We start from the raw sequence: 25,193 nt of genomic DNA on the forward strand, positions 1-25,193 counted from the left end.
ACAAGAAACAAAAAAGTTATTGTAATATAAAATGCGGTGCTTTTAAAGTTTGTTGTAGTAAATGGCTCCCATATTGCAAGAAACAATAAAAAAGCCTACTTACGTAATTATATACCTTTCTTAAGAGAAAGTATCTTTTCCATATCACCTTCTAAGTTTACTTCCATGAGATACTGAAGATTAACCTTATGGTCATCATGGTGAAAATGACAAACATAGCCGCCAACGGTTAGTGGTCCTAACGTGTTATGATTTTCATCTAATACTTGACCTATCATTCCATAACCACCGGTATTCTCATCAAAATAACCGTCAGTGAATCTAATATATCTACTACCAAATTCTTGCTCTAAGTTTAAAGGATGATTAGTGTTAATAAAATCTATTTCGTTCATAATAATACCTCACTAAAAATTAAATTATAATTAAAATAAGATGTTAAGTCAAGATATTGAATAATTTAATAAGATTGGTAAATTTTAAAACACAGCGCTGGCTATAATTGGCATTCTAATTACATATTTTGTTAACATGCTAATGCTATAATGATACAGAGCCCCACATAATCTTAACCCTTGACTTTGTCCTATAAAATTCATACTTTATTTACTGTTGATAATTCAGATTAAAATGGCATTAAATCCGCTGGAGCAGTTTAAAGTATATACGGTAATAGAGTTACCTAGGTTATTTGGGTATGACGTAAGCTTTACCAATTCATCTTTTTTCACGATGATTTCGGTGATATTGGTGATACTCTTTTTGCTTTTTGGAATAAAGAAGGGGTCAGTAATACCAGGATATTTGCAAGCTGCAGTTGAATATGTATATGATTTTGTTGTTTCAATAATAGAAAATAACACTGGAAGCAAAGGCTTGCAGCACATTCCATTGATATTCACAGTATTTATTTTCATTTTATCATGTAATTTGGTTGGTATTCTTCCTTATAGTTTCACGGTCACAAGTCATGTGATAGTCACCTTCGCTTTATCGATGGTAGTTTTTACTTATATAACGATTGTTGGATTTAAAGAAAGGGGAGTAGAATTTTTACGCATATTGCTACCAAAAGGAACTCCTTTGTGGCTTGCACCCATGATGATTTTTATTGAGTTATTTGCTTACCTGGCAAGGCCTATAAGCTTATCAATAAGGCTTGCTGCAAACATGATTGCAGGTCATACAATTATCAAAGTAATAGCAGGGTTTATCGTAAACATGAACGTGGTTCTAACCCCTATACCATTTTTATTTATAATCGCATTAATAGGGTTTGAAGTGTTCGTTGCAATTCTACAAGCTTATATATTCACCTCTTTAACATGTGTATATTTATCAGATGCAGTAAAATAATTGACTTCCCTACAGGATATTTTATAATTAATACTGTAAAGAAATAGTTAAAGGTAATATATGGATTTAGAAGCTTTAAAATTTGTAGCGATTGGTTTTTCTATATTTGGAATGCTCGGAGCAGCTTTGGGTGTGGCAAATATATTTTCTACTATGTTAAATGGGCTTGCAAGAAACCCTGAATCAGAAGATAAAATGAAAAAATATGTCTATACAGGAGCAGCTTTAGTTGAAGCAATGGGATTATTTGCGTTTCTACTTGCGCTATTGTTAATATTTGTTGCTTGACATATGCCACAACTTGATGTTTCAACTTTCTTTTCTCAAGTTTTTTGGTTTTTAATTTTTTTCTCTTCACTTTTTTTCGTAGTAAGTTGTTTATTTTTGCCAAAGTTAGATGAAATAATAAGCACTAGAAGTAAAGAAGTATTGGATTCTTTTAGTAGTTCTGTTCATCTTTTAAGACTTACGGAAGATCAGATTGCCAAGTATAATGCCGCTTTAAACCAAGCTAGAATACAGGCAAAAAGGATCATAGATGATGCACTTGCTCAGGTAGAAGAAATGAGAGCTAATGTTAAGAGTATATTAGAAGAGGAAGACAAAAAAAAGAGCAAGCTTATTGAAGAAAAAGTGGCAGAATTTAAATCTGAATATACTGATCAGTTAAAACAAATGGCTACTAGTATTGCTTTAATTTATTATACTAAATTGACTAATTCTGAAATTGAAGAGAAATTTATTGCTGACTTGGTGTCCAAAGAGTTTTAGGAGTTTTTATGTCTGCATCACTGATTATCGGTCTTGCCTTCTTGGTAGGCCTTGTTCTTTCGTATAAATTGCTGAAGAAAGTGATAAAAAATGCGCTTAACAATAAGCGTAACAAAAGCAGATTTTCAAGTGAAGAAACTGAAAAATTCAGAAAAGATATGTTAGAGTATTACAAAAAATCTTCTGAAAAATACAAAAAATTAGATGCAGAAGTTAATAAAATGATGAATGAAGCACTTGATAAAGCTAATAGTATCATTAAGCACAATAGACAGCAGCTGGATCAGACGTTAGATGACAATGCCCATTCTAATTTGAAGAAAGTCACTGACCAAGTTGAAAAAGCTCTTGGAGATTTACAGGCTAACACAACAAATATAGCTGCTGATGCTGTAAAAAAAATAATGCATGAACGTAAAGATGATAAGCGTAGTAGCGAGGTCATATCTTCATTTTCACGTAACTTAAATAAAAAATTGCATTAGGTTTAATGCAACAATTGCCTATACTTCAAGCTGATAATGTAGAAAAAATTAAGTTTGATTCTAGTTTGTGCAAAGAGCCAGAGAAACTTTTTTACTATAAATTTAATATAATTCCTTGGCAAAAATTAAATGATACTACTTTTTTTATGGTTGAAGACACAAGCCGAGATGTCAACCGTTGGGTCGAAGCTCATTACGGTATTGACTATGTATTAATAAAAGTGGATAGCGAACAGATTTTAAATCTTCTTAACTCGCACTTTGGTATTTCAGAATTTGCAAGCAACTACTTATATTACAAGAATCCTAATTTTTCAGCTAAAAGCATTAAACTAAGCTCAATATTTTTTGCTTCTTTCTTTATTGTAACTTCAATTTTAACACTAACAGAGAAATATACATATTTTGCTTTGATGTTGATATTTATAATCGGCTGTTCTAGTTATTTATTCAAGTTTATAGCTACAATTTTTAACTTATGTGAAACCTCCAACCAAAAAGTGGATTATAGTAAGCTGAATGAAGAAGATTTTCCTATATATACTATTTTATTGCCTGCTTTTAAAGAAAGTGCAGTGATAGAGCAATTGATCGAAAGCATTGAAAGTTTGGATTATCCAAAATCAAAATTAGATGTGAAGCTTCAGGTAGAAAGTGATGACCAGGAAACGCTAGCAGCTATAGAAAAGTATACTTTACCGCAGTATTTTGAAGTAATAAAAGTGCCTCATTCTTTGCCTAGAACAAAAGCCAAGTCATGCAATTATGCTATGAGCTTTGCCAGAGGAAAGTATGTGGTAATATATGATGCGGACGATAAACCAGACCCATTGCAGTTAAAAAAAGCACTGATTGAATTTAATAAGGACGACAATAAGCTTGCCTGTGTACAAGCAAAATTAAATTACTATAATTGTGATTATAATTTTCTCACAAAATCCTTTTCTCTGGAGTATATGAACTGGTTTCAATACTTATTGCCTGGATTCCAAAAAATGAACATGCCAATGCCTTTGGGTGGTAGCAGTAATCATTTTTCAGTAAAAATTCTAAAAAAAGTGTTTTTCTGGGATGCTTATAGTGTTACCGAAGATGCTGACCTCGGTTTGAGACTTGCGCAAATGGGCTATAAAACCAGGATGATTGACTCAGAAACATTGGAAGAGTCACCAATTGCTGTATTTGCTTGGATTAAGCAAAGAGCGCGCTGGATCAAAGGCTATATGCAAACTTATATTGTTCATTTAAAAAATATAAAGTCACTTTATAAACACACTGGATTTAAGGGAATTTTGCTATTGAATCTTTTTGTTGGCTCTGCAGCTTTTATATTTTTTACTACTCCATTTTTACTGCTTTCATTGATATTAACTAAAGTTTTAAATGAATTATTTTTGTACTACTTTTTAGTGGTATACGTTACTAACCTGATTCTTTTGGTAATAGCTGTCAAACAGCAAAAGATGCCTTTTTATTTTTATATAGTATCGATATTTTTTCCGGTCTATAGTCTGCTACATAGTGTTGCAGCTTTTCTTGCCTTGTGGGAATTTATTCTTTACCCTGAGCGATGGAACAAAACTCAGCATGGTTTATGGAATCAAAACCTGTAGCTATTTGGCTTTTTCTCTGCTATATCATGGTAATTCTCATGGTGGGGATTGGTGGATTTACCAGACTTTCAAAAGCAGGATTGTCAATCACGGAGTGGAAACCCATTACTGGAACATTACCACCACTGAGTGAACAAGACTGGCTACAAGAAAAATTAAAATACGAAGCTACACCTGAATATAAAGCACTTAACTATGGTATGAGTATAGAGGAGTTTCGCGCTATATACTTAATAGAATATGTACACAGATTGGTTGCAAGACTAACAGGTTTAGTTTTTGTCCTGCCATTTATATATTTTACATTAAGAAGAAAAATATCTAAAAAGGTAGTAATAAGGCTATTGATAGTCTTATTATTTGGAGCGCTGCAAGCTTTTGCTGGTTGGTATATGGTAAAAAGCGGCTTGGTAGCCAAGCCTCATGTTAGCCACTATAGGCTCGCACTTCACTTATTATTAGCATTAGTTATTTTTGCACTATTATCGTATCAATTTTTTGATTATCAGCCAGCGTCACGTACGCAACTGCACGAACATTGCGATATAAGAGTAACTTTCACCAAGAAAGATGTCATCCCAGTGCGTGACACTGAGATGACAGGATTTCAATCTACTAACAGTAGTATATATTACACAATACTTATTCTGATTCTAATTGTAATACAAATAATTTTCGGTGCGTTTGTTGCGGGATTAAATGCTGGTTTAATTTACAATACCTTTCCACTAATGGACGGACAAATCGTTCCAGAAGATTTATTTTTCTTACACCCTATATGGCTGAATATCTTTGAGAACAGAGTGACAGTGCAATTTATACATCGAGCACTGGCATTGCTAATACTAGCTTTGGTAGTAATACTCACAGTAAAAAATGCTAGCGTAAAACCGGTATATATTATGCTGCTCTCCGTTATCATTCAGATCATTTTGGGTGTAATTACTCTATTATTGCACATACCAATAGCCATTGCCATAGCTCATCAAGTGTTTTCATTTATCTTGTTTGGGTCAAGTTTATACTTCTTGTGTTATTTAAGAAAGCAGAGCTAATACTACATCACCAATCTGCACATTTTTTCCTTCTTGAACGGGAATATTTTTTATCACCATTGCTGCTTCAGCACATATAATATTTTCCATTTTCATTGCCTCCACCACAAATAAAGGTTGTCCTATTTCCACCTGATCTCCTGTATTTACGTGCAACTTAACTAATAAGCCAGATATTGGGGATTTTACAGCATCTACTGAAATCCCTGCTGTTTCATTATTTAGCATTAACTTACTTAATTCAGCTACATGAGGTTTAAATATACAACACTCAGCTTTCATGCCTGCATGTCTTATGAAGTATTTGCTGCCTTGTTTTTCTACTTTAAGTGTTATATCGGTATCATCGTTAATCGTGATGTTTAGCAACCTATAACTTGATTTCCACTTGCCTACTACAGAGTATGTATTGTGGTTATATACTGTTGTTAATATATTATCTTGGTACTTTGCATTTACAGAGTACTTATTGTCATTTATTACAACTACAAGCGTTTCATTCACTGCTTTATGATGGTACTTTTCTTCGTTTTCTAAATAAACATATAACGAAACAAAAATAAATACTTTTATATATTCTTCTGTAACAAAATCGCCGTGAAACCCACTAGGGTAATGGTCTGGAATGAATCTCGTGTGGAGCTTTGCTGCAATAAAATTTGGGTGATGGGAGATGGATTCTAGAAATTCTATATTATTTGTTACTCCTTCTATATAGCATTCAGACAATGCTTTTTGCATTCTACTGATCGCTTCTACTCTATCTTTTCCATATGTTATAACTTTTGCAATCATTGAGTCATAGAACGTGCTAATTTCTGAACCTGCAGCAACTCCATCATCTATTCTTACATAATCATTTTCATCCGGGTTATCGTAATATTTTATTCTTCCGCTGGAAGGGAAAAATTTCTTTGATGGGTCTTCAGCGCAAATTCTACTTTCTATTGCAGAACCAGTAAGTTTAATATCATCCTGATTGAATCTCAATTTTTCTCCACAGGAAGTTCTAATCATTTCTTCTACTATGTCTATTCCAGTTATAAATTCTGTTACTGGATGCTCAACTTGTAATCTCGTATTTACCTCAAGAAAATAGAAGTTTTGGTCTTTATCTACAACAAACTCAACAGTACCTGCTGAAAAATAGCCAACTTGCTTTGCTAAAGAAACACATTGGGCATACATTTTTTGTCTTACTTCTTCACTAATGAATGGACTTGGAGTTTCTTCTATTATTTTCTGATTATTCCTTTGTATCGAGCATTCTCTTTCTCCAAGACACACTATATTGCCATATTTATCTGCTATGATTTGTATTTCAATATGTCTTGGTAACTCTATATATTTCTCTATAAAGATACTGCCATCCTTAAAACTTTTCTCTGCTTCATTTGTTGCTGATGTGAACGCTAGTTCAATTTCTTTTTTGGAATTTACAATTCGCATTCCTTTGCCACCACCGCCTGATGCAGCTTTGAGCATAACGGGAAAACCGACCTCTTCAGCAACTTGAGCTGCGTGGGCAGCATCGCTGATCTTACCCATATATCCTGGCACTACATTCACTCCAGCTTTTCTTGCCGCTTCTTTTGCTGTTATTTTGTTGGCTGTAACTTCTATTGTTTCTGCACTGGGACCGATGAAGTCTATATTATGTTTTTGAAGAGCACGTGGAAAATCTGGATTTTCTGCTAAAAAACCGTAGCCAGGATGAACTGCCTCAGCACCTGTTTCAACTGCTACTTCACATATTTTTTCAATGTTTAAATAACTGAGACAAGATGGCGAAGGGCCGATATATCTTGACTCATCTGCTTGTCTTACATGCACAGAATTTATATCCGCATCCGAATATACGCATACACAAGATATACCCATCCTACGAGCAGTTCTGATAATCCTGCAGGCAATTTCCCCTCTGTTTGCTATTAAAATCTTACTGTACTTCTTTTCCGTCATCTTATGAGTATACTTTCTTAAGTTAAGAAAGTAAATTTCTATATCATTGCCTGCAGGTAATCTTCTCTTTATTATAGGACAATGTGAATTAATCTTGCAAGACTTTCATTACTCATATTATCTATTGGAAAATTATATTGTCCATTGGAGTGCTCACGTCATGCAAGTCATATATCTCACTAAATACTTTGCCTGACAGATACGCAGCCCCACCAGAAATTATTCCAGCCATCGAAGCCAATGCAAGAGACTGAGAAACTAAAAATAAAAAGTATAAAGACAAACATAAAGCAGCAATACATGCTATCGCTCCTACTATATATAAGCATAGGCGAAACTTCTGATTACATATAAGACTGTCCTTTATGCCTGCAATTTCTTTTATCTCTTTCCTAACTGTTTTACTAACCCAATCAAGAGGAGTCTTTTTAGATTTATCTAACGCAGATCTATTGCCTAATGCATTTTGAACATAACTTTTAACCTCTTCTAGTTTTTTCGAATCGCTGTTTAGGTTAGTTTTTTCAGACTCCAAATGCTTGAATATTCCTTTTACTACACTTGGTAATATCCCCATCTTTGCTGCTATATGAAATGGATTTTCATGATCTTCATTGTATTCTAACAAATGAACATCTTCTTTAACACTTTTCTTGAAAATAGGTAAAAACTCGTTAGTGTTTCCTATTTTTGCAGCTAAATGCAGGAGATTATCCGCCCGCACTATTTGTTTTGTTTTGTCAGATGAACCTGCATGCCAACTGACATTACCTTTATTGTTTTCGAGAAATTTTGTTATTTCGTCAATATTAGCTTTACTTTCTTCGAGAAATTTTGCTATTTCATTTTTCTCATCTGTAGATCCAACCATAACATACCTAACTACACTCAACCGACACTAAGTATACAACACAATTTATGCAAAATCAATAAAATTTTATCTTTAAAGAATAAGTAAATTACAGTAATTACGCGTTGTTACAAACATGGATTTTAGCTATCATCATTTACATTACTGTAACAGACAAATATGCCAGACATAGTCACTAGATTCGCTCCATCACCAACAGGGTTTTTGCACATTGGAGGGGCTCGTACTGCGTTATTTAATTGGCTCTACGCGAGGCACCATGGTGGCAAATTTTTGTTAAGGGTTGAAGATACCGACAGAAAACGTTCAACACAGGAAGCAATTGATGCAATTATAGAAGGGCTAAAATGGCTCGGTGTGAGCTGTGATGGGGAAATAGTATATCAGTCAAAAAGAATAGAGCGGCATAAAGAAGTAGCAAACCTTTTAGTTGGGAAGGGTAGGGCGTATCACTGTTATTGCTCTGAGGATGAAGTTACAGAAAAGAAGACAAAAGCAAGAGAAGAAGGAAAAATATACAAGCATAAATGTACTAGTGTGACATCAAACGTAAAGCCTGTTGTCCGCTTTAAAGTGCCAGACTCGCAAGAGATCGTCATTGATGATAAAATATACGGCCAAATCAAAGTAAATAGCGAGCAGCTTGATGATATAGTGATCTTACGCTCTGACAACACTCCAACATATATTTTTGCCGTGGTAGTTGACGATCATGATGCTGGAATAACCGATATTATACGTGGTTCTGACCATCTCACTAATACCTTTAAACAGTTGCTAATATACCAGGCTCTTGATTTTGACATTCCACGTTTTGCACATGTGCCGCTTATTCATGGGGAAGATGGAAATAAGCTATCCAAAAGGCACGGTGCAACAAGTGTTTGCGACTACGAGAAAATGGGAATATTGCCAAAAGCGATGCGTAATTACCTACTGAGGCTTGGTTGGAGCCACGGTAATGATGAGATTATTAGTGATAAACAAGCAATAGAGTGGTTTAACTTAGAAAGCATTGGTCGTTCACCTGCACGGCTCGATTTCAAAAAGCTGGAGCATTTGAATAACCACTATATTAGTAATATGAGCAATGAAGATATTCTGGCTCTAATACTTGGAGAAAATACTCTAACTGACAAGAAAAAGAACTATTTATTACAGGGGCTAACGGAACTAAAAAAAAGAGCAAATTACCTGGCTGAACTGCTGGATTTAGCACAGTTTTATATAAGAGATCCGCCACTTGATTTAAGTGAAGAGGCTGAGCAAATTGTCAAATCTAACCTCGATATAATCAAGTTACTCGCGTCATTTCTGTCAAAGATCGGTGATGAAGGCTGGAACAAGGGTTTTTTATCTTCTCAGATCAAGGAATTTTCAAAATTGCACGATATGAAAATAAGCGATGTATACCACTCATTACGTGCTCCCATAACCGGAGTAATGGATGCACCTGGAATCATCGATATCATGGTGATTCTTGGTAAAGACGAGTGTATAAGAAGGTTACAAGCAATTTAAATGAAATAAGAAAATTTCTTGACAAGCTTTGCCAGCCCCTTTATCATGACAGTGAAGCTATTGTATTTGCTTTCGCCAATCTGCAGATTAAAAGGTAAGGATTACTTAATGTATCGGCGTCTTATGTTTAATTTTTTGCAGTATATAGATACTGTATGTCTTTACAAAACTTCATCTACATCTAGATTTTTATCTAAATAAGCTGAACGCGCTTACAAAGCGTTACAAGACATCAAAAAATGCCAATACTCGACAAAGATAGTAAAAGACTAGCTAACTCGGGGATTCTTTGTCTTTTTTTCTGCTTGGTAAATTTCTTAAACATTTGCAGCGTAGGTTAGTTGCAATTAAAAGCAGCTGAATTTCGCTTGTCAAGCGTTTAAAACATAAAAAACGCCAATATTTTAAAGCGGATAATAACCACGGGGCTTCTTTTGCCTTTTTTTTTGTTTGGTAAATTTCTTAATATTTACAGCTAAACGACAACCGTCATCCCGCAGCGGGATCTATGCTTTGAGATACCGCGAATGAATCCATAACTGTACGAACATTGTGATTTTGGCCCATCAGGAGGGTGTCATCCCAGTGCTTGACACTGGGATGGCTTTGTTGCATCGCTACTTATGAAAGGCTAACTATAGCTAGGATTATAAGCAACCTATTGAAAATCTTGTTTTTTTGCAATCAATCTGATCAAATTTAAGAATAGTAATTTATTATTTATATTAATAAACTTAATTCTATTGAAAATAGCTAAAGCATTGAAATTCTTGAATTTTAGCCGGATTAGTGAGTGGTAGTGAAATTTCTTTTACTCAAATTTAGGTATTCACTGACCGTTCTTGTTATAAATACCAGAATAATAAGCTACTGATATTCTCCATCTTTTTTATCTTTAATCCATCATAGCTAGCGATGCAACAAAGCCCACTGGGATCCAGAAAACCTAACTTTAAATAAGTGGCTGCATAATAAAGACTGGATCCCAGTGGGCTTTGTTGCATAGCAACCGAAAAAATCTGGTGGCTACTGACAAAATTCATTATAAATAACCATTTAACTGTTGAAGAAAAAATATGCCACAGAAAATGAAAGTCAGTAACCAAAACGAATATAACAAATTCCTTGAAAAAAGGGGAAATATTTTTCGTTACATCGATGAAGCTATCGAAAATTGGTATGAAAATAGTCCAAAAATGCAGGGCGGCAACTATATTTACAGTGATAAAGTCGTAATTTTGGTGCATATAATTGTCAATCTTTTTAGAATTGGTTTAAGACAAACGGTGGGGTTTATAAAAGGATATCTGCAACAAATAGGAAAAAATTTGGCAGTTATCAGCTATTCACAAGCATCAAGAAGGTTTAAAAAACTTAATATTAAGATAAATGATTGCAGGGTTGATAAAAGCAACATGGAAAATATTGAAATTATCATAGATAGCACAAGTATCAGCATTTACAGTAACACTCCTGGCCACAGTAAGGAAAACAGTGCAGATAGAAAGTACCGAAGCTACGAGCAAGTAAGAAAGTTACATGTTATGTTAAGTGTGAATAGTAAAAAAGCTATAGCTGCAAGATACAGTAATGGCGTCTACTCTGACCACTATGGAGCTTGCGATTTGCTTGAAGAAGTTAATTTTCAGCACAAAATAAAAGCATTATATGCAGATAGGGCATACGATAGGCACAAACTTTATAAATTGTGTAAGAAATACGATATAAAGACAAAAGTTCTACCAAAAAAGGATGCAGCAGAACATTCAAAAATAGATTATATGTCTGACAGAAATGCTGCTATTAGGTTAATAAAATTATATGGACAAGATGGTGTAAAAGAGTGGAAAAAGGAAGCAATTTATGGAAAGAGATCTTACATAGAAGGATTTTTCTCAAGGTTGAAGCAAGTATTTGGATTTAGCTTTAGGAATAAATCTGAAGTAAATCGTGAAAAAGAATTACTAATTAAGTGCTATTTGCTCAACAAATTCACTGATATTGGTATGGCTAAATTTGAAATCATTACATAAATTTGTCGTAAACCATCACTGCTTAAGGTGCTATGCAACAAAGCCATTCCAGTGTCAAGCACTGGAATGACACCATCACAGAGTGAACCAGTGTCAGCTACTTGAATTTGCCACCTGCTAATTACAATGTTCGTACAGCTTTGTGTCAAGCACTGGGATGACAGCTAGCCTGACAACCGTCATCCCGCTGCTTGTTAGCGGGATCTATGTTAAGGTATGACGGTTAAGTAAGGGATCTATGTTAAGAGATACCGCGGCGGTATGACGGTTCGTGGCGGTATGACGGTTCGCGGTGGTATAGCTATAGAAAACTTGTATAGATTTTTTCTACTTCTGTGATATCATAAGCCTGTAATGATAAAATAAGTAAATATGGATAAGTCAGCGTATGAGATCATAGAACATGAGTATGATGTGGTAGTAGTAGGTGCAGGTGGAGCAGGGCTCAGAGCAACGCTTGGGATGGCTGCAACTAATTTTTCAGTTGCCTGCATTTCTAAAATTTTCCCTACACGAAGTCATACAGTTGCAGCACAAGGCGGAATTAGTGCAGCTTTGGGTAATATCGGTGAAGACGATTGGCGCTGGCATGCATATGACACAATAAAAGGTTCAGACTGGCTTGGTGATCAAGATGCAATAGAATATATGTGTAAAAACGCTGCTAAAGCTGTTATTGAACTTGAAAATTTTGGCGTACCTTTTTCTCGTACAGAAGATGGCAAAATATACCAGCGCTCTTTTGGTGGAATGACAACTCACTTTGGTAAAGGAAAATCAGCTCAACGCACTTGTGCGGCAGCAGACAAAACTGGGCACGCAATCCTTCACACTCTATATCAGCAGTGTCTTAAATTCAACGCTGAGTTTTTTGTTGAATACTTTGTGATTGATTTAATTATGGATAGCGAAACCGGAGCATGCTGCGGAGTTCTTGCTTGGTCGCTATGCGACGGTACATTACATAGATTTCGCGCGCATAGGGTGGTGCTAGCAACAGGTGGATATGGACGTGTTTATTTCTCTGCAACAAGTGCGCATACCTGCACAGGTGATGGTAATGGCATGGTAGTAAGGGCTGGATTACCACTTGAAGATATGGAATTTGTACAATTTCATCCAACAGGAATATATGGCTCAGGGTGCTTGATGACAGAAGGGTGCCGTGGCGAAGGGGGATATCTCGTTAATTCTCAGGGCGAAAAGTTTATGGAACGTTACGCACCAAAAGCAAAAGATTTAGCTTCTCGTGATGTGGTAAGTCGCGCAATAACAATTGAAATTAGAGAGGGAAGGGGAGTTGGACCGAAAAAAGATTACATGTATTTAACTATAGCACATCTTGATCCGGAAGTAATAAAACTCAGATTGCCGGGCATTAGCGAAACCGCAAGAACTTTTGCTGGAGTTGATGTCACTAAAGATCCAATACCGGTCATTCCGACTGTTCACTATAACATGGGTGGCATTCCAACCAATTATTATGGAGAAGTGATCACGCTGAAGCAAGGTAAGGAAGAAGTGGTAGATGGACTATTTGCAATTGGAGAAGCTGCGTGTGTCTCTGTGCACGGTGCAAATCGACTTGGTTCTAACTCGCTTCTTGATCTTGTGGTTTTTGGCAGAGCTGCAGCGCTCAGAGCAAAAGAGAAACTAAAATCCTGTACACCACATAAAAAATTGAGCTCAGATTGTACAGATTGGATAATAGATAGGTTTAATAAAATGCGATTTGCTTCTGGGAAGCTCAAAGTAGCAAAAATACGCAGCGAAATGCAGCACACTATGCAAAAGTACGCATCAGTGTTCCGTGTTGCTGAAGTTTTAGAAGAAGGTAAAAAAGCTATAAAAAAGGTAGCAAAAATGATGCCTGATATTTCACTTGAGGATCGCAGTATGATGTGGAACAGTGATTTAGTTGAAGCGCTGGAGCTTGCTAACATGATCCCACAAGCGGTTATTACCATGGAATGCGCAGCCAATCGAAAGGAAAGCAGAGGTGCCCATGCTCGTGAAGACTTTCCTGAACGTGATGACAAAAACTGGATGAAGCACACTATAGCGTGGCTTGAAGAAAAGAAAGGGCAAATTAACGTAAAAATTGACTACAAAAAAGTTGCTGAAAAAACTCTGAGCGGTGAGATTGATTTCATAGCGCCAGAGAAGAGGGTTTATTAGTCAGCCCATCTAGCTTATTCATGAATTGACGTAGTATTGATATATCGCTCATTTTGGTAGCTGGATTTTCTGCACATTCTGATTGATTTGATGATTTTTGCACCTCTTGCTCTTCTAAATCGTTGGACTTATTTTCTATATCTTTAACAGAGTTATTGCATTGTGTATCATTTTTTGGTGCGTTATCTTGAAGTGTAAGTTGCTTTTCTTCAGTAAACTTTCCTTTAATTTTTCCAAATCCTTCATAAATATTTTCTAAATTCAAGTAAATAAGATAACAAACTCCAATAACTGCTATAATAGATGAGGCAGTTGCAATTGTAATAATTCCTTGAGAAGCACTGAATATTGCTGCACAGGCTAAAGCAGCAAATACAAGCGTTGTCACTGCTTTACAAGCAACATTATTGATGTACTTCACAATATCGCGTGCTTTTAACTTCCTGCCAAAATTGCACTTCAGTTCAGTTCTCATATCATCTGGAATAAGCGCTCTACCCGTTGGTTTCTCTATTCCTTTTATAGTTTTATAATACTCTTTGCTCCATAATCTTTCGGGTAGTATTAACTGCTTTGGATCAACACCATTTTGCAATAATTTTACACAGAACTTGATCGTGTTATCACGGCTCTTAGGATTGACCAAATTATGTTTATCTTTTGTCGTCTTAGTAATTAACGCTACTTGTAGTGGTGTTCGTTCTTTTTCGTTAGTGGCGTTTGCAGCTTTACTAAATTTCTCTTTTTCCACCGAATTTAAAATCAACTCTAAACATGTAACTTTTTGTTCTCCTTTGAATGAAGCAATATAGTGCAGAGCATTTTTTTCATCTTTATCTTGCACAGTAATATCTGCACCATTTTGTAGAAATAACTCTAAGGCTTTATACCTCTTTGTTTTTTCAAATTTTCTATCTGTACATGATCGATCCTCATTCTTTTCTTTTATATGCTGAAGCAGCTGATGAAGAGGTGTTTGTTCTTCCTTGTTAGTAGTATTTACAGCATTACTAAATCCATCTTTATCTGAAATCAACTTCAAACATGCAACTTTTTGTTCTCCTTTGAATGAAGCAATATAGTGCAGAGCATTTTTTTCATCTTTATCTTGCACAGTAATATCTGCACCGTTTTTTAGCAATAGTTCTAGGGTTTCATACCTTTTAGTTTTTTCAAATTTCTTAAGTGATCGGTTCTCACTCTTCTCTTGTATGCGCTGGAGTACCAGATGGAGCGGTGTTTGCCCTTCTTTTTTATCATTTACAGCTTTTATAAATTGTTCTTTTTGGCCTGCTTCTAGCAATATATTGAGAAGTTCAAGTTTTTGTTTTGTTTCAGGTTTAACAATCAAGTGTAAAGCATTGTTACCATCTGTGTCTTTAAGGCTAATATCCGCCCCTTTTTCCAATAGTTCTTTAAAAAGTTTTTTATCACTATTTTTAATTACTGGATGTAATAGATAATTATCATTACTATCTGGAGTATTTATGGTATGTGGTATAATTTCTTTAATTTTTGCTTCTGTATTGATTCTTATTTCTGGCTTTAATTTAGATTTCTTTCCTTGCTCTGCTAATTTTTCTAAGAAATTACGATAGTATGTCTTTTGCTCTTCTTTTAAGTCTTGTAATTTTTTTGTAGATAATCCTAAATTATCAGAGCTGGCTCCATGCTCTAACAATTTTGTAAGAAACTTAAGTGTGTTATCGTTATCTTGGATTGTATGAGACTCATGTTTTTCTTTTGTTATCTTGTTAATTAGTGCCACCTGAAGAGGAGTTTTTTCGTCCTGATTTTCACTATCAACAAGTTGTGCTAAATCTTCCTCGGTGACCGTTTTTATTAGGGTACCTAGAAACTTGCATTTCTGTTTCTTTTCCAACGACGCGATAAGGTGTAAAATATTGTTGTCTTTTTCACCTTTCACACTATTAATATCCGTACAATCTTTTAGATATTTTTTTAATTTCCTGTTATTTCCGTTTTTGATCGCTTTTAATAACAGAGCATTGCTATTTGTTATTTCGTTGCTTTTCTCTACTTCTTGATCTTCATTTGCTGTATTAGGGTTACTGATTGAATGTTTCTCATAATCATCACCAGCATCGCTACTGTAGTCACTTTCAATTCCACTGTCTTCACTATTCCTACGATCATTTTGGTTACAATATTTGCTATTATAAGTAATTTCTGAAATTGCTTGCTTTACTCGCTCTTTTGTTTCATTTGATATTTTTTTCGATCGTTCTATTGCTTTATCTAGCACTGGAAGGAAGCATTGGACATAATACCTATAATATTTTTCTTGTTCTCTAAGTGATTCTTCTAATTTAGTTAATACTTCAGGACTAGCATCTTTTTCAAATAACCTTTTACACTTCTTGAGGGTTCCATCTTGACCTCTTGGTTTTTCACGCTTGTGTTCTTCTTTTTTTACCTTTCTCTCTATAGTGCAGTGCAATTGCTCGTCTTTTCTATCCTGTTCTCGCTCTTGCTTTTTATTTTTATCTATGCATTCACCTAATTTATCTGCATTAGTAGTTAGTGCAGTTATATCTATACCCATACTAAAACCTCAATATTAAAAGCTATTTAAGTTGTCAGCACTAAACTAACAACCAAGAAGTTTGACTTTTAAATTGAGCTAAACGTTGTATATGTGATCAAAATATAGGTGGAAAGGCAGAAAACTAGTTTCTATTAGAAAATCTGTTATCATAGTCAAATCCTCACTTGAACAGTTGCTACTATTTTAACCATTTAATCTTAAAAAATAATAAATATAGCTAAACTGCGAAACGTGCTATTGGCTAAAATAGGATAAGAAACTATAGCTGCAAATATCCAAATTGATGTTTTTATCAGTCTTCCAGACTTGGTTTTTCTTTTAGTTTTTTAAGTCTTTCTTTATTTAGTATGGAGCTTATCTCTTCTACACTTTTATCAATATCATCATTGATTATTACATAATCATATTTATCACGTTTGCTTATCTCTTTTTGAGCTTCGGCTAATCTGCGCTCTATTTCGCTTGCATCATCACTATTACGCTTTTGCAAACGCAACCTAAGCTCTTCCATTGAAGGGGGAAGTATAAAAACACTCACAACTTTTTTTCTCATGAGCTTGAATAAGTGAAATGCTCCTTGCCAATCTATGCTTAGTAAAACGCTTATTCCACTGCTCAGGTTTTGCTCTATAAAATCTCTTGGTATACCATAAAAATTCTCAAAAACTTTGGCGTATTCAAGCATTTGGCCAGCTTTGCATAACTCGTGAAATTTTTCTTCGGTAACGAAAAAATAGTCTTTTCCATTTATTTCGCCGGGGCGAGGCTTGCGCGTAGTCGTAGAAACAGACCTAACTAAATTAGTTGATCGCTCAAGTAATTTTGCTGATATGGTAGTTTTTCCAGCTCCAGAAGGGGAGGATAGAACCAATAATACGCCCTCACTTTTTACGGTCATTTTTCTTTGCATTTTTTAACATGGCACTTTTTGGATCAGAGTTTAAAAAGCTAGAACCTTCTAAATTAGAATTTGATAAGTTGGTGCCAATAAGAGAAGAATTATCAAAGACAGTATAGCGCAAATCGGCTTTTTCAAAATTTGCCTTATTCAAATTAACGTTTACAAACTTTGCTCTACTCAATGTTGAATTAGAAAAATCGGCATTTTCTAAATTCATATTCTTAAATTCAAAGTAAGAATAATTTACATTAAATTTTTCACCCTGTGATATTTTCTCTTGCAAATCTTTAATCGAAGTTATAGCATTTTCTGAACCTGCAAGTTTTTTCTGTCCTTTATTGTCAATCAAAATTGAATTATCAAATTTGCAACCTGTTAAGTGAGCATCAACAACTGAACTTTTATATATGCTTGAAGAGAGAAAAGACATATCACTAATTGTTGAATTGCTCAAATTGCTAAGAAAAAAGCTAGTTTTCCTAAAGGCATTAGCGTGAAGCAAAGAAGATCTGAAATCGCTTTCAATAAAATTTGAATTAGTTACTTTTAAATTAGACCAGCTTGAATTATCAGCTAATAAATTAAAGAATGTTGAATTTTCTATTTCACTGGAATCAATATTATGGCGAGAAAGTGTACTGTTATAAACTTGAGAGTCTTGGATTTTTATCTTATACATTGAAGTTGTAGAAAGGTCTGAATCTTCTATCTTCACATAGGTGAATAGTGAATGGTCAAAAAATGAGCCATTCATGTTAGAATTTGCAACTTTAGTATTATGAAACTTTCCGTGACGAATGTCAGCATTAGAGACATTAACTTGATGCAGTTCACTAAAACTAAAATCAATATTGGATAAATCAGCATCATGAAGATTTGCTTCAGAAACATATGCATGTTTTATCTTGGAACCATTTAGTATAGATTGAACAAAACTTGAATTATCGTCATTCACATAGGAAATTTGTGTGTTGCTTAAATCAGTTTCGTCGAAGTTACTGTTAATTATGATAGAAGAATTAAGGCAAGCATCGGAAAGATTGCTACCTGTAAAGTCTGATTCTTTTAACTCTGCACCATATATGTTAGCATTTTTTAATGAAGAAAATTGTATCTTTAATTTATATGCATCCACTCCAAAGAAACTTGCATTATCAAGGTTGTTTTTCTGCATAACAGTATCGTTTATTTCACTATCACTAAAATTTACGTGGCTAACATTCGAGTTTGATAAGTTGGAGAAATTCATTTTCACATTCGAGAAATTAGTATGCAAACCAATTACGTTGTGCATACTCACTTTTTTGAGATCGGAACTGATAAAATCAGCATAACTAACATTAGACTGATCAAATACGATATCTGTTAAGTTTGCAGAAACAAATTTTGTAAAACTCAAATTTGTACCTTTTATTTTAATGCCATGTAAATTAGCATTGGAAAAATTAGCACCACGTAAATCAACATCAATGAAAGACACGTCGGATAAATCGGTGTTAGAAAAATCGGCACCAATCAGACTGACTCCATCAAAAACAGATTTACTTAGGTACAGTTGGCTAAAATTAGCTCCATTTAAGTTAGAACCAAAACCTTTCTTAAAATCTTCTGGCACGCCCTCTTTGTGGCACTGCACCAAAAATTCAGCAAAGTCTTTTTTACTGTAAGATACGTATTTTGCATCATGCAGAGCGTTTAAAAAATCACTAATCTGATTTTTTTCATCATTTGTTTCGTTTCCATAACATAAATGACCAACTAAAATTAATATCAAGAATCTAATCATCTTGCTTATCGCACTGTATTTCTTTCGTTTTCACAGCCCAATCGTACATTGCTGAGCTTTCTTTATTGTCTATTTTTCTATCCTCCAAAAGGTGTGGCATCATTTCGGCAATCACGTTTATTATATTGACCTGCTTTCTTTCGATTGCTATATCAATTGGGGATTGAAAATTATTATTAACTACTCTAAGATCAGCACCTTGTAATAAGAGAAAACGAACTGTGTCTATTTCACCTTGCTTCACTGCATAAATTAGAGAAGTGTCACCCAATTTATTTCTAAACCTTAGTATCTCTTGAGTTGTTAATCCAATTTTTTCTAGCTTACTTATTATTCCTCTTAAGCAAGTTAAGTTGTTCTTCTTAATGCAGTAAAAAAATTGTTTACTGTAATCGTCAATAAATATAGTCGTAGGAAGATGCTCATTAAGGCTATCATATTGTCGTTTATATATTGACTTGCTTTGTATATCTTTATGACCCCATTCTTTTATTGGTTCTCTGTTTAGCTTTGTCCATTTTTGTAAATTTTTCTTTTCACTTTGCTCTTCTTCATCTTTTTTAGTTATAGGTTTTACTCTATTGCGGTCCTTAGAATTATTACTTCTTCTTTTTACTTTTTTTTCTTCAAACTGACTCTCTACTTTTTCTTTTTTTTCCTCTAATAATTGACTCGCATCACTTTTTGAAAGTTCATTATCTTTTATATCAATCTTCTGATCAGCTTGTAGATTTTTTTGCAGATCAGCTATATTCTCATTTAAATCAGCACTTAAAGGCAAAGGCTCTGGTTTTAAATCTTTATTCACTTCTTTATTGGCCACATTTGGTAAATTTCGAGCAAATTTGTCTGTGCTTTCTTCTAGCGGGTCATTTGGCAAATCTTTATCAATCTTTTCACCCCCACTTATAGTTTTTTCGACCACGGAAGCCTTGTTCTCGTTGTGTTGCAGCTTCTCTTTATCGGTAGTGCCGTCTAATATTTTGCTCTCAGCTTCTTGTGTTTGTTTAGCATCGACGTTGCTTTTCAACTCATCTTTTTGATTTGTGCTGCTCAGTAAATCTTGCTTCCTTGCACCTACATTTTCGTTTTTATGAACTGATTCAATTTTCTTTTCTTCAAATTGCTCTACAGCAAACAGGATGGGTGATCCGAATACGACAGCTAATAATATAAAATATAAAATATTCTTCATAAATATCCCAAGCATAAGCTTAATTAAAATGATACTATAATCAAATGATTAATCTACAGTAAAAAATGCCTTAGGATTTAATTTATAAAAAAACAATAGATTTTTTGCACTTTAATTACTATAGGTTAAAAAGTTAAGACAAAAAATAAAAATGTGGGTTTTGTTTTGACTTTTTGTGTTAATTTTGCAGAATATTAAGATTATCATTTAAATAAAATACATGACGAAAGAGGATTGGGAAGCGGTAATTGGGCTTGAGGTGCACGCTCAAGTTTCTTCTAATACGAAGCTATTTTCTAGCTCATCAACGGAATTTGGTGCTGAGCATAACACTCAAGTTTCTCTAGTTGATGCAGCAATGCCAGGTACACTGCCAATACTAAATTATTACTGCATAGAGCAAGCAATACGCACCGGTCTTGCACTTTCTGCAGAAATTAATAAGTGTTCTTACTTTGATCGGAAAAATTATTTTTATCCCGATTTACCGCAAGGTTACCAGATAACCCAGTTTTTTGAGCCAATAGTTAAAAATGGTAGAGTATTTATCAACGACAATGAAAAGGAAATAAGAATCGCGAGAATTCATTTAGAGCAAGATGCAGGGAAGAGCGTTCATGAGGAAAGCAAAACTTATGTGGATTTAAATCGTGCAGGAGTTGCTTTAATGGAAATTGTTTCAGAACCAGATCTCCGTTCATCTGCGGAAGCTGCAGAATGCATGAAAAAATTGAGGCAGATTTTGCGTTACATTGGTTCATGTGATGGTGATATGGAAAAGGGATCACTTCGTTGTGATGCAAATGTTTCTGTCCGCCTAAAAGGCAGTAGCACATTTGGCACTCGTTGTGAGATAAAAAATCTGAACTCGATACGTTATATTGTGCAAGCTATAGACTATGAAATACAAAGACAAATTGAAATTTTAGAAAGTGGGGAAGAAATAAGTCAAGATACCTTATTGTTTGACGTTGCTTCGGGAAAAACAAAAGTGATGCGAAACAAAGAGGATGCAAGCGACTATAGATACTTCCCTGAGCCTGATTTATTACCTGTTGAGGTAAGCCAGGAGAAGATTGATTTAATTCAATCATCTTTGCCCGAGTTGCCAGATCAAAAAAAGCTGCGATACATTGAGGAATTGGGTATCAACGAATACGATGCAAACGTCATTACTTCCGATAAGGCAATTGCTGATTACTTTGAGGAATTGATAAAAAAACATGATTCAAAGCTCGCGGTTACTTGGTTAACTGTAGAGCTTTTCGGTCGTTTAAATAAAGCAGGTATTGATATTGTGAGCTCTCCAATCAAAGCCAATGCCTTGTCCGAACTCTTAGATTTTATCGTTGATGGAACAATCTCTGCTAAACTTGGCAAACAAGTATTCGATAGTATGTTTGAAACTGGCAAACCTGCATCTCTCATCATAGAAGAGCAGGACCTAAAGCAAATAACCGATAAAGGTCAAGTATCAGAAGTTATCGACACAATCATCAATAGCAACCAAGATAAAGTTCAAGAATACAAAAGCGGTAAAACAAGATTATACGGATTCTTTGTCGGCGAAGTCATGAAACTTACCAAGGGAAAAGCCAGCCCCGATGTCGTGAATTCAATTTTGAGTGAGAGATTAAGTAATTAGTCACATTTTTTATTTACATAACAGCACATCTCGTAGATATTCCAAGGTCTTTGTTACGATATCTGTATATCATGACATATAACTTTTTTACCATTTGTTGGTACTATTTTTAAAATTATGTGAGGTTGAGGATGCCTGTAAGATTATCCTGCTCGGCGGTTAAGCGCACCTTTCATGGTATTATGTATCAGGCGAGATGGCTAATGCTGTTTCCTAAACATGCAGTAGATAGAGAGTATTCTTTCCGCCTATTCACAGAGAAAAAATCAGCTAAGGATTTTGATGATATTGTTCTTCGGTATGAACAAGATGGGAAAATAGTACATAGATTCATACAAGTCAAGCATAAGAAAGGTAGGCACAAAAAAATCAGCATAGGTAAATTATTAACACGGGAAAAGGGTGGTGCGTTTAGCTTAATAAAATATCTAATTGCTTATTTAAAGATCAAAAGTAGTGGAGAGTTTGAGGGTGAAATAGAGGATTTTGTCATTATTACAAATGATGATTTTGATTCCGCGGATTTGACACTGCATCCAGTAAGAAAGCTGAGAATGATGTCGAGTGGGAAGAATAAAGGAAAGGAAATTTCAGTCATAAGAATAGATACACAAGATGAGTTTCTGGATGTAGGTGATGGTGTAAGATATAAATTTGATAATAGTATTATCTCATACTTGCAGGAAAATAAGGATTTTGTAAAGCGTGAGGTAGGTAGAGAAGTCAGCGATAAAGAAATAGAAGACTTTTTAAATAAATTAGTATTTGCAGTCAATTTGCCAAGCGGAACTGAACTTAGTGAAATTATTAAGAGTGAATTGGGCAAGGAATTCAGCAATACTGATGCAAGTCACTTCTACAGCCGTTACCAGGAAGAAGTGCTGATTTTGCTGGAAAAAGAAGAAGAGGAGTTTCTATCATATGAGAAAGCAAAAGCTCTTCTTGAAGAAATAAGAGAGGAAGTCTTAAAAACACCTATTTGTTATAATGTGATAGACCCAATAGATAATTTCATTGGGAGAGGTAATGAATTAAATGCTGTACATTGTGGACTTCAAAAAAGTGCGAGACAGATAATTGTTATTAGAGGTCCAAGTGGGGTAGGTAAAACTGAATTTGTAAAAAAATATGCTCACGACCATAAAGAATGTTACGGTGGCAATGTTATATTTATAAATGCTAGGGACTATAAAAGTGTAAAAGAGTCTTTCTTGGATCTAGCTGAAGATAAAAGGCTAGGGATTTCTGCTACAGATGAGCGTGGAAGCACAAAGGCGACAAAAAATATTGTTGAAGAGATATATACTTTTTTTGCGGGAAGAATGAGCCTGTTTATTTTTGATAATGCTAGAGGATATAAGGATATTAGTAAGTTTTTACCACCCTTTTTGTATTCACAGCATCCTAATTGGAGAAAGCCTTATATTTTAATCACTTCCTGCAGTGAAAAGTGGAAAGTAAGTAAAGCAGCAGGAAAGATAGAAGAAATATGGTTAGATAAATTCAAGGAAATAGAGGCTTTACAATTTGTTGAGAGAGCTTTGAATGTAGAAAGTGATTTCTGTGGTGGGAAAGAAAAAAGGTTAATAGAAGAGTCTTTTCCATTGGCTTTGGGACTAGCGGTTGCATATATTCAAAATGAAGACGAGGATTCTGAATCAAAGAAATTAAATAATTACTTAGAAGAATATCAGCAGCAAAGGAGAAAATCTTTTGAAGAAGCAAGAGAGTTATTCGCAAGGGAAAGAAGTTATAAAAGTGACACTAATCATATTCGAGAAGCTTTAGCAACATGGAATATGACACGTAACAAGATAGAGAGCAACAGGAGATATGGAAAACAATCTACAGACGTTTGGGATATCATGGCTTATTTTGCTCCTGACAAGATTCGTATAGAAGAAATTTTTTCCAAATTAGTAGCAGATGATAAAGAAAAGTTATGGGGTGCTGTTGAGCTACTCGATAAATATAAAATGGTTAATTTGGAAGCAGGGGTAGCAAATATTCACGAACTAGTACAGATAATAGCTAGATTAAAGCTACAAAAGGCAGGCAAAGAAGAAGAAATTTTAAGAAGAGCTCTAGAATTGATAAATAGTGGTGATTTAGCGAAAGATAGTAAAATTCATGTTGCATCTATTTGGGGATATGCAAGTAAACACGGTAGGTTGATTGATGACTTTTACAAAGATACTAATTTACATTTGCTTGTTGAAAATGATGATTATAAAGCGATTAAAAACTTATTAGCATATATAAAGAAAAAACATCAAGATAAGCTTAGTGAGATTGTTAATGCTAAAGATGGGTGTGATATTGCTCCATTGCATTTAGCTGCTGGAAATGGGAAATTGGACATAGTAAAATACCTGATCAATAAAGGTGCTAGTATTGATGCTAGGGACTGTTTTTACCAAACGCCATTATACTGGGCTGCTAAGAGTGGAGAGTTAGACATGGTAAAATATCTTGTAAATAAAGGCGCTAGTGTTGATATTGAAGATAGTTATGGCTGGACTGCGTTATACTGGGCTGTTGAGAATGAAAATTTTTATATAGCAGAATACCTTATAAAAGAAAAAGGTATTGATGTTAGTGCTAGGTACAGCAATGGCAAAACTATGTTACATGAGGCTATTAGGTTTGCGAAACTGGATGCGGTGAGGTACCTAATTGGTAAAGGAATTGATATTGATATCAAAGACGGATATGGCGGTACTCCATTGCATTGGGCTGCTATCAGAGAAAAGATTGATATGGTAAGATATTTTATAGAGCAAGGTGCTGACGTTAATGCTAAAGATAATGATGATCTAACGTCGTTACACTGGGCAGTTTTATACGCGAACTTGAAGGTAGTAAGATGTCTTGTTGAAGATGGTAGTGATGTTGATGCTAAAGACAAACGTGGCTGGACACCGTTGCACTTGATTGCCAAGAATAACCGTCTATTATGGGGGGATGATTTGAATGAAATGTTGGGAACAACAGAATACTTCATTCAAAAAGGTGCTGATGTTAACGCTAAGGATAAAGACGGCAACACACCACTACACCTCGCTGCTATGAAGGGAAAGATTGATGTAGTTAAGGTATTATTAAAACACAACGCAGACGTTAACACTAAAAATAATGAAGGAAGAACAGCATTACATTATGCCACTGATTTTGATCATAGAGACCTTGTGGAATTGCTTTTAGCTCATGGTGCATCCCGTGACTATTGAAATTTTGCATTTAATTTATAGC

Annotated in this window: 21 protein-coding genes; 12 read left to right on the forward strand and 9 right to left on the reverse strand. The window is 34.7% G+C overall.

Annotated elements, in window-relative coordinates:
- Positions 1 to 107: 107 nt before the first annotated feature.
- The gene (locus ACJZL1_RS00805; RefSeq protein ID WP_419247289.1) at positions 108 to 395 is read right to left on the reverse strand and encodes a hypothetical protein; all 288 of its coding nucleotides are present in this window, start codon (positions 393 to 395) and stop codon (positions 108 to 110) included.
- A 235-nt stretch (positions 396 to 630) separates the two neighbouring features.
- Here ACJZL1_RS00805 and ACJZL1_RS00810 point away from each other — a divergent pair, with 235 nt between their 5' ends.
- From ACJZL1_RS00810 to ACJZL1_RS00835, 6 genes are read left to right on the forward strand one after another with little or no spacing between them, the layout of a single operon-like run.
- Positions 631 to 1,356: a F0F1 ATP synthase subunit A gene (locus ACJZL1_RS00810; protein ID WP_265026587.1), complete on the forward strand. Its 726-nt coding sequence runs from the start codon at positions 631 to 633 to the stop codon at positions 1,354 to 1,356.
- A gap of 60 nt (positions 1,357 to 1,416) precedes the next feature.
- Entirely contained in the window at positions 1,417 to 1,644 is a 228-nt protein-coding gene (locus ACJZL1_RS00815; RefSeq protein WP_265026588.1) for a F0F1 ATP synthase subunit C, read from the forward strand.
- A 3-nt stretch (positions 1,645 to 1,647) separates the two neighbouring features.
- Positions 1,648 to 2,127, forward strand: a complete 480-nt coding sequence (locus ACJZL1_RS00820; protein ID WP_265034362.1) for a hypothetical protein — start codon at positions 1,648 to 1,650, stop codon at positions 2,125 to 2,127.
- Positions 2,128 to 2,135: 8 nt separating this feature from the next.
- Positions 2,136 to 2,612: a hypothetical protein gene (locus ACJZL1_RS00825; RefSeq protein WP_265034361.1), complete on the forward strand. Its 477-nt coding sequence runs from the start codon at positions 2,136 to 2,138 to the stop codon at positions 2,610 to 2,612.
- A gap of 14 nt (positions 2,613 to 2,626) precedes the next feature.
- Complete coding sequence (locus ACJZL1_RS00830; protein WP_320109935.1) at positions 2,627 to 4,225, forward strand: glycosyltransferase family 2 protein; 1,599 nt, start codon at positions 2,627 to 2,629, stop codon at positions 4,223 to 4,225.
- The gene (locus ACJZL1_RS00835; RefSeq protein ID WP_419247290.1) at positions 4,207 to 5,280 is read left to right on the forward strand and encodes a COX15/CtaA family protein; all 1,074 of its coding nucleotides are present in this window, start codon (positions 4,207 to 4,209) and stop codon (positions 5,278 to 5,280) included. Before ACJZL1_RS00830 ends, ACJZL1_RS00835 begins: the two co-directional genes overlap by 19 nt.
- Here ACJZL1_RS00835 and ACJZL1_RS00840 read toward each other — a convergent pair.
- Both ACJZL1_RS00840 and ACJZL1_RS00845 read right to left on the reverse strand, forming a co-directional pair.
- Positions 5,263 to 7,242, reverse strand: coding sequence for an acetyl-CoA carboxylase biotin carboxylase subunit (locus tag ACJZL1_RS00840; protein ID WP_419247291.1), 1,980 nt, complete (start codon positions 7,240 to 7,242; stop codon positions 5,263 to 5,265). The two genes, ACJZL1_RS00835 and ACJZL1_RS00840, sit on opposite strands and share 18 nt — an antisense overlap.
- Positions 7,243 to 7,363: 121 nt before the next feature.
- Positions 7,364 to 8,113, reverse strand: a complete 750-nt coding sequence (locus ACJZL1_RS00845; protein WP_419247292.1) for a hypothetical protein — start codon at positions 8,111 to 8,113, stop codon at positions 7,364 to 7,366.
- Positions 8,114 to 8,272: 159 nt separating this feature from the next.
- Between ACJZL1_RS00845 and gltX the strand changes: the two genes are divergently transcribed.
- Positions 8,273 to 9,634: a glutamate--tRNA ligase gene (gene gltX, locus ACJZL1_RS00850; RefSeq protein WP_419247293.1), complete on the forward strand. Its 1,362-nt coding sequence runs from the start codon at positions 8,273 to 8,275 to the stop codon at positions 9,632 to 9,634.
- 574 nt (positions 9,635 to 10,208) lie between these two features.
- On the forward strand, positions 10,209 to 10,337 hold the full coding sequence (locus tag ACJZL1_RS00855; protein WP_264736214.1) for a hypothetical protein: 129 nt from the start codon (positions 10,209 to 10,211) through the stop codon (positions 10,335 to 10,337).
- 142 nt (positions 10,338 to 10,479) lie between these two features.
- On the opposite strand, the gene ACJZL1_RS00860 is transcribed toward ACJZL1_RS00855, so the two are convergent.
- Positions 10,480 to 10,638 carry a hypothetical protein gene (locus ACJZL1_RS00860; protein WP_419247294.1) on the reverse strand — a complete coding sequence of 53 codons (159 nt, stop codon included), beginning with the start codon at positions 10,636 to 10,638 and terminating at the stop codon, positions 10,480 to 10,482.
- Positions 10,639 to 10,710: 72 nt separating this feature from the next.
- Between ACJZL1_RS00860 and ACJZL1_RS00865 the strand changes: the two genes are divergently transcribed.
- A complete protein-coding gene (locus tag ACJZL1_RS00865; RefSeq protein WP_264735368.1) occupies positions 10,711 to 11,667 on the forward strand; it encodes an IS5 family transposase in 957 nt (318 codons plus the stop codon).
- On the opposite strand, the gene ACJZL1_RS00870 is transcribed toward ACJZL1_RS00865, so the two are convergent.
- Positions 11,610 to 11,816 (reverse strand): hypothetical protein, encoded by a 207-nt coding sequence (locus ACJZL1_RS00870; RefSeq protein ID WP_419247295.1) that lies wholly within the window; start codon positions 11,814 to 11,816, stop codon positions 11,610 to 11,612. The genes ACJZL1_RS00865 and ACJZL1_RS00870 overlap by 58 nt on opposite strands.
- 223 nt (positions 11,817 to 12,039) lie before the next feature.
- On the opposite strand from ACJZL1_RS00870, the gene sdhA reads away from it, so the two are divergent.
- Positions 12,040 to 13,845 carry a succinate dehydrogenase flavoprotein subunit gene (sdhA, locus tag ACJZL1_RS00875; protein ID WP_419247296.1) on the forward strand — a complete coding sequence of 602 codons (1,806 nt, stop codon included), beginning with the start codon at positions 12,040 to 12,042 and terminating at the stop codon, positions 13,843 to 13,845.
- On the opposite strand, the gene ACJZL1_RS00880 is transcribed toward sdhA, so the two are convergent.
- From ACJZL1_RS00880 to ACJZL1_RS00895, 4 genes are all read right to left on the reverse strand, one after another.
- On the reverse strand, positions 13,817 to 16,411 hold the full coding sequence (locus tag ACJZL1_RS00880; protein ID WP_419247297.1) for an ankyrin repeat domain-containing protein: 2,595 nt from the start codon (positions 16,409 to 16,411) through the stop codon (positions 13,817 to 13,819). The two genes, sdhA and ACJZL1_RS00880, sit on opposite strands and share 29 nt — an antisense overlap.
- Positions 16,412 to 16,706: 295 nt before the next feature.
- The gene (gene gmk / locus ACJZL1_RS00885) at positions 16,707 to 17,312 is read right to left on the reverse strand and encodes a guanylate kinase (protein WP_265026619.1); all 606 of its coding nucleotides are present in this window, start codon (positions 17,310 to 17,312) and stop codon (positions 16,707 to 16,709) included.
- Positions 17,296 to 19,101: a pentapeptide repeat-containing protein gene (locus ACJZL1_RS00890; protein WP_419247298.1), complete on the reverse strand. Its 1,806-nt coding sequence runs from the start codon at positions 19,099 to 19,101 to the stop codon at positions 17,296 to 17,298. Before ACJZL1_RS00890 ends, gmk begins: the two co-directional genes overlap by 17 nt.
- Positions 19,094 to 20,296 carry an ankyrin repeat domain-containing protein gene (locus ACJZL1_RS00895; protein WP_419247299.1) on the reverse strand — a complete coding sequence of 401 codons (1,203 nt, stop codon included), beginning with the start codon at positions 20,294 to 20,296 and terminating at the stop codon, positions 19,094 to 19,096. Before ACJZL1_RS00895 ends, ACJZL1_RS00890 begins: the two co-directional genes overlap by 8 nt.
- A gap of 220 nt (positions 20,297 to 20,516) precedes the next feature.
- Between ACJZL1_RS00895 and gatB the strand changes: the two genes are divergently transcribed.
- Positions 20,517 to 21,941 carry an Asp-tRNA(Asn)/Glu-tRNA(Gln) amidotransferase subunit GatB gene (gene gatB / locus ACJZL1_RS00900; RefSeq protein WP_419247300.1) on the forward strand — a complete coding sequence of 475 codons (1,425 nt, stop codon included), beginning with the start codon at positions 20,517 to 20,519 and terminating at the stop codon, positions 21,939 to 21,941.
- 131 nt (positions 21,942 to 22,072) lie between these two features.
- Positions 22,073 to 25,171: an ankyrin repeat domain-containing protein gene (locus ACJZL1_RS00905; RefSeq protein ID WP_419247301.1), complete on the forward strand. Its 3,099-nt coding sequence runs from the start codon at positions 22,073 to 22,075 to the stop codon at positions 25,169 to 25,171.
- Positions 25,172 to 25,193 lie beyond the last annotated feature (22 nt).

Origin of the sequence: Wolbachia endosymbiont of Rhagoletis indifferens (genome assembly GCF_048537595.1) — a bacterium.
In the GTDB taxonomy this organism is placed as follows: Bacteria; Pseudomonadota; Alphaproteobacteria; order Rickettsiales; family Anaplasmataceae; genus Wolbachia.

Coding starts and splice junctions, on each gene's coding strand:
- gmk (WP_265026619.1), bottom strand. CDS start 17,312: ATGACCGTAAAAAGTGAGGGCGTATTATTGGTTCTATCCTCCCCTTCT.
- ACJZL1_RS00890 (WP_419247298.1), bottom strand. CDS start 19,101: ATGATTAGATTCTTGATATTAATTTTAGTTGGTCATTTATGTTATGGA.
- sdhA (WP_419247296.1), top strand. CDS start 12,040: ATGGATAAGTCAGCGTATGAGATCATAGAACATGAGTATGATGTGGTA.
- ACJZL1_RS00815 (WP_265026588.1), top strand. CDS start 1,417: ATGGATTTAGAAGCTTTAAAATTTGTAGCGATTGGTTTTTCTATATTT.
- ACJZL1_RS00845 (WP_419247292.1), bottom strand. CDS start 8,113: ATGGTTGGATCTACAGATGAGAAAAATGAAATAGCAAAATTTCTCGAA.
- ACJZL1_RS00880 (WP_419247297.1), bottom strand. CDS start 16,411: ATGGGTATAGATATAACTGCACTAACTACTAATGCAGATAAATTAGGT.
- gatB (WP_419247300.1), top strand. CDS start 20,517: ATGACGAAAGAGGATTGGGAAGCGGTAATTGGGCTTGAGGTGCACGCT.
- ACJZL1_RS00825 (WP_265034361.1), top strand. CDS start 2,136: ATGTCTGCATCACTGATTATCGGTCTTGCCTTCTTGGTAGGCCTTGTT.
- ACJZL1_RS00840 (WP_419247291.1), bottom strand. CDS start 7,242: ATGACGGAAAAGAAGTACAGTAAGATTTTAATAGCAAACAGAGGGGAA.
- ACJZL1_RS00895 (WP_419247299.1), bottom strand. CDS start 20,296: ATGAAGAATATTTTATATTTTATATTATTAGCTGTCGTATTCGGATCA.
- ACJZL1_RS00905 (WP_419247301.1), top strand. CDS start 22,073: ATGCCTGTAAGATTATCCTGCTCGGCGGTTAAGCGCACCTTTCATGGT.
- ACJZL1_RS00865 (WP_264735368.1), top strand. CDS start 10,711: ATGCCACAGAAAATGAAAGTCAGTAACCAAAACGAATATAACAAATTC.
- ACJZL1_RS00835 (WP_419247290.1), top strand. CDS start 4,207: ATGGAATCAAAACCTGTAGCTATTTGGCTTTTTCTCTGCTATATCATG.
- ACJZL1_RS00820 (WP_265034362.1), top strand. CDS start 1,648: ATGCCACAACTTGATGTTTCAACTTTCTTTTCTCAAGTTTTTTGGTTT.
- gltX (WP_419247293.1), top strand. CDS start 8,273: ATGCCAGACATAGTCACTAGATTCGCTCCATCACCAACAGGGTTTTTG.
- ACJZL1_RS00860 (WP_419247294.1), bottom strand. CDS start 10,638: ATGCAACAAAGCCCACTGGGATCCAGTCTTTATTATGCAGCCACTTAT.
- ACJZL1_RS00805 (WP_419247289.1), bottom strand. CDS start 395: ATGAACGAAATAGATTTTATTAACACTAATCATCCTTTAAACTTAGAG.
- ACJZL1_RS00810 (WP_265026587.1), top strand. CDS start 631: ATGGCATTAAATCCGCTGGAGCAGTTTAAAGTATATACGGTAATAGAG.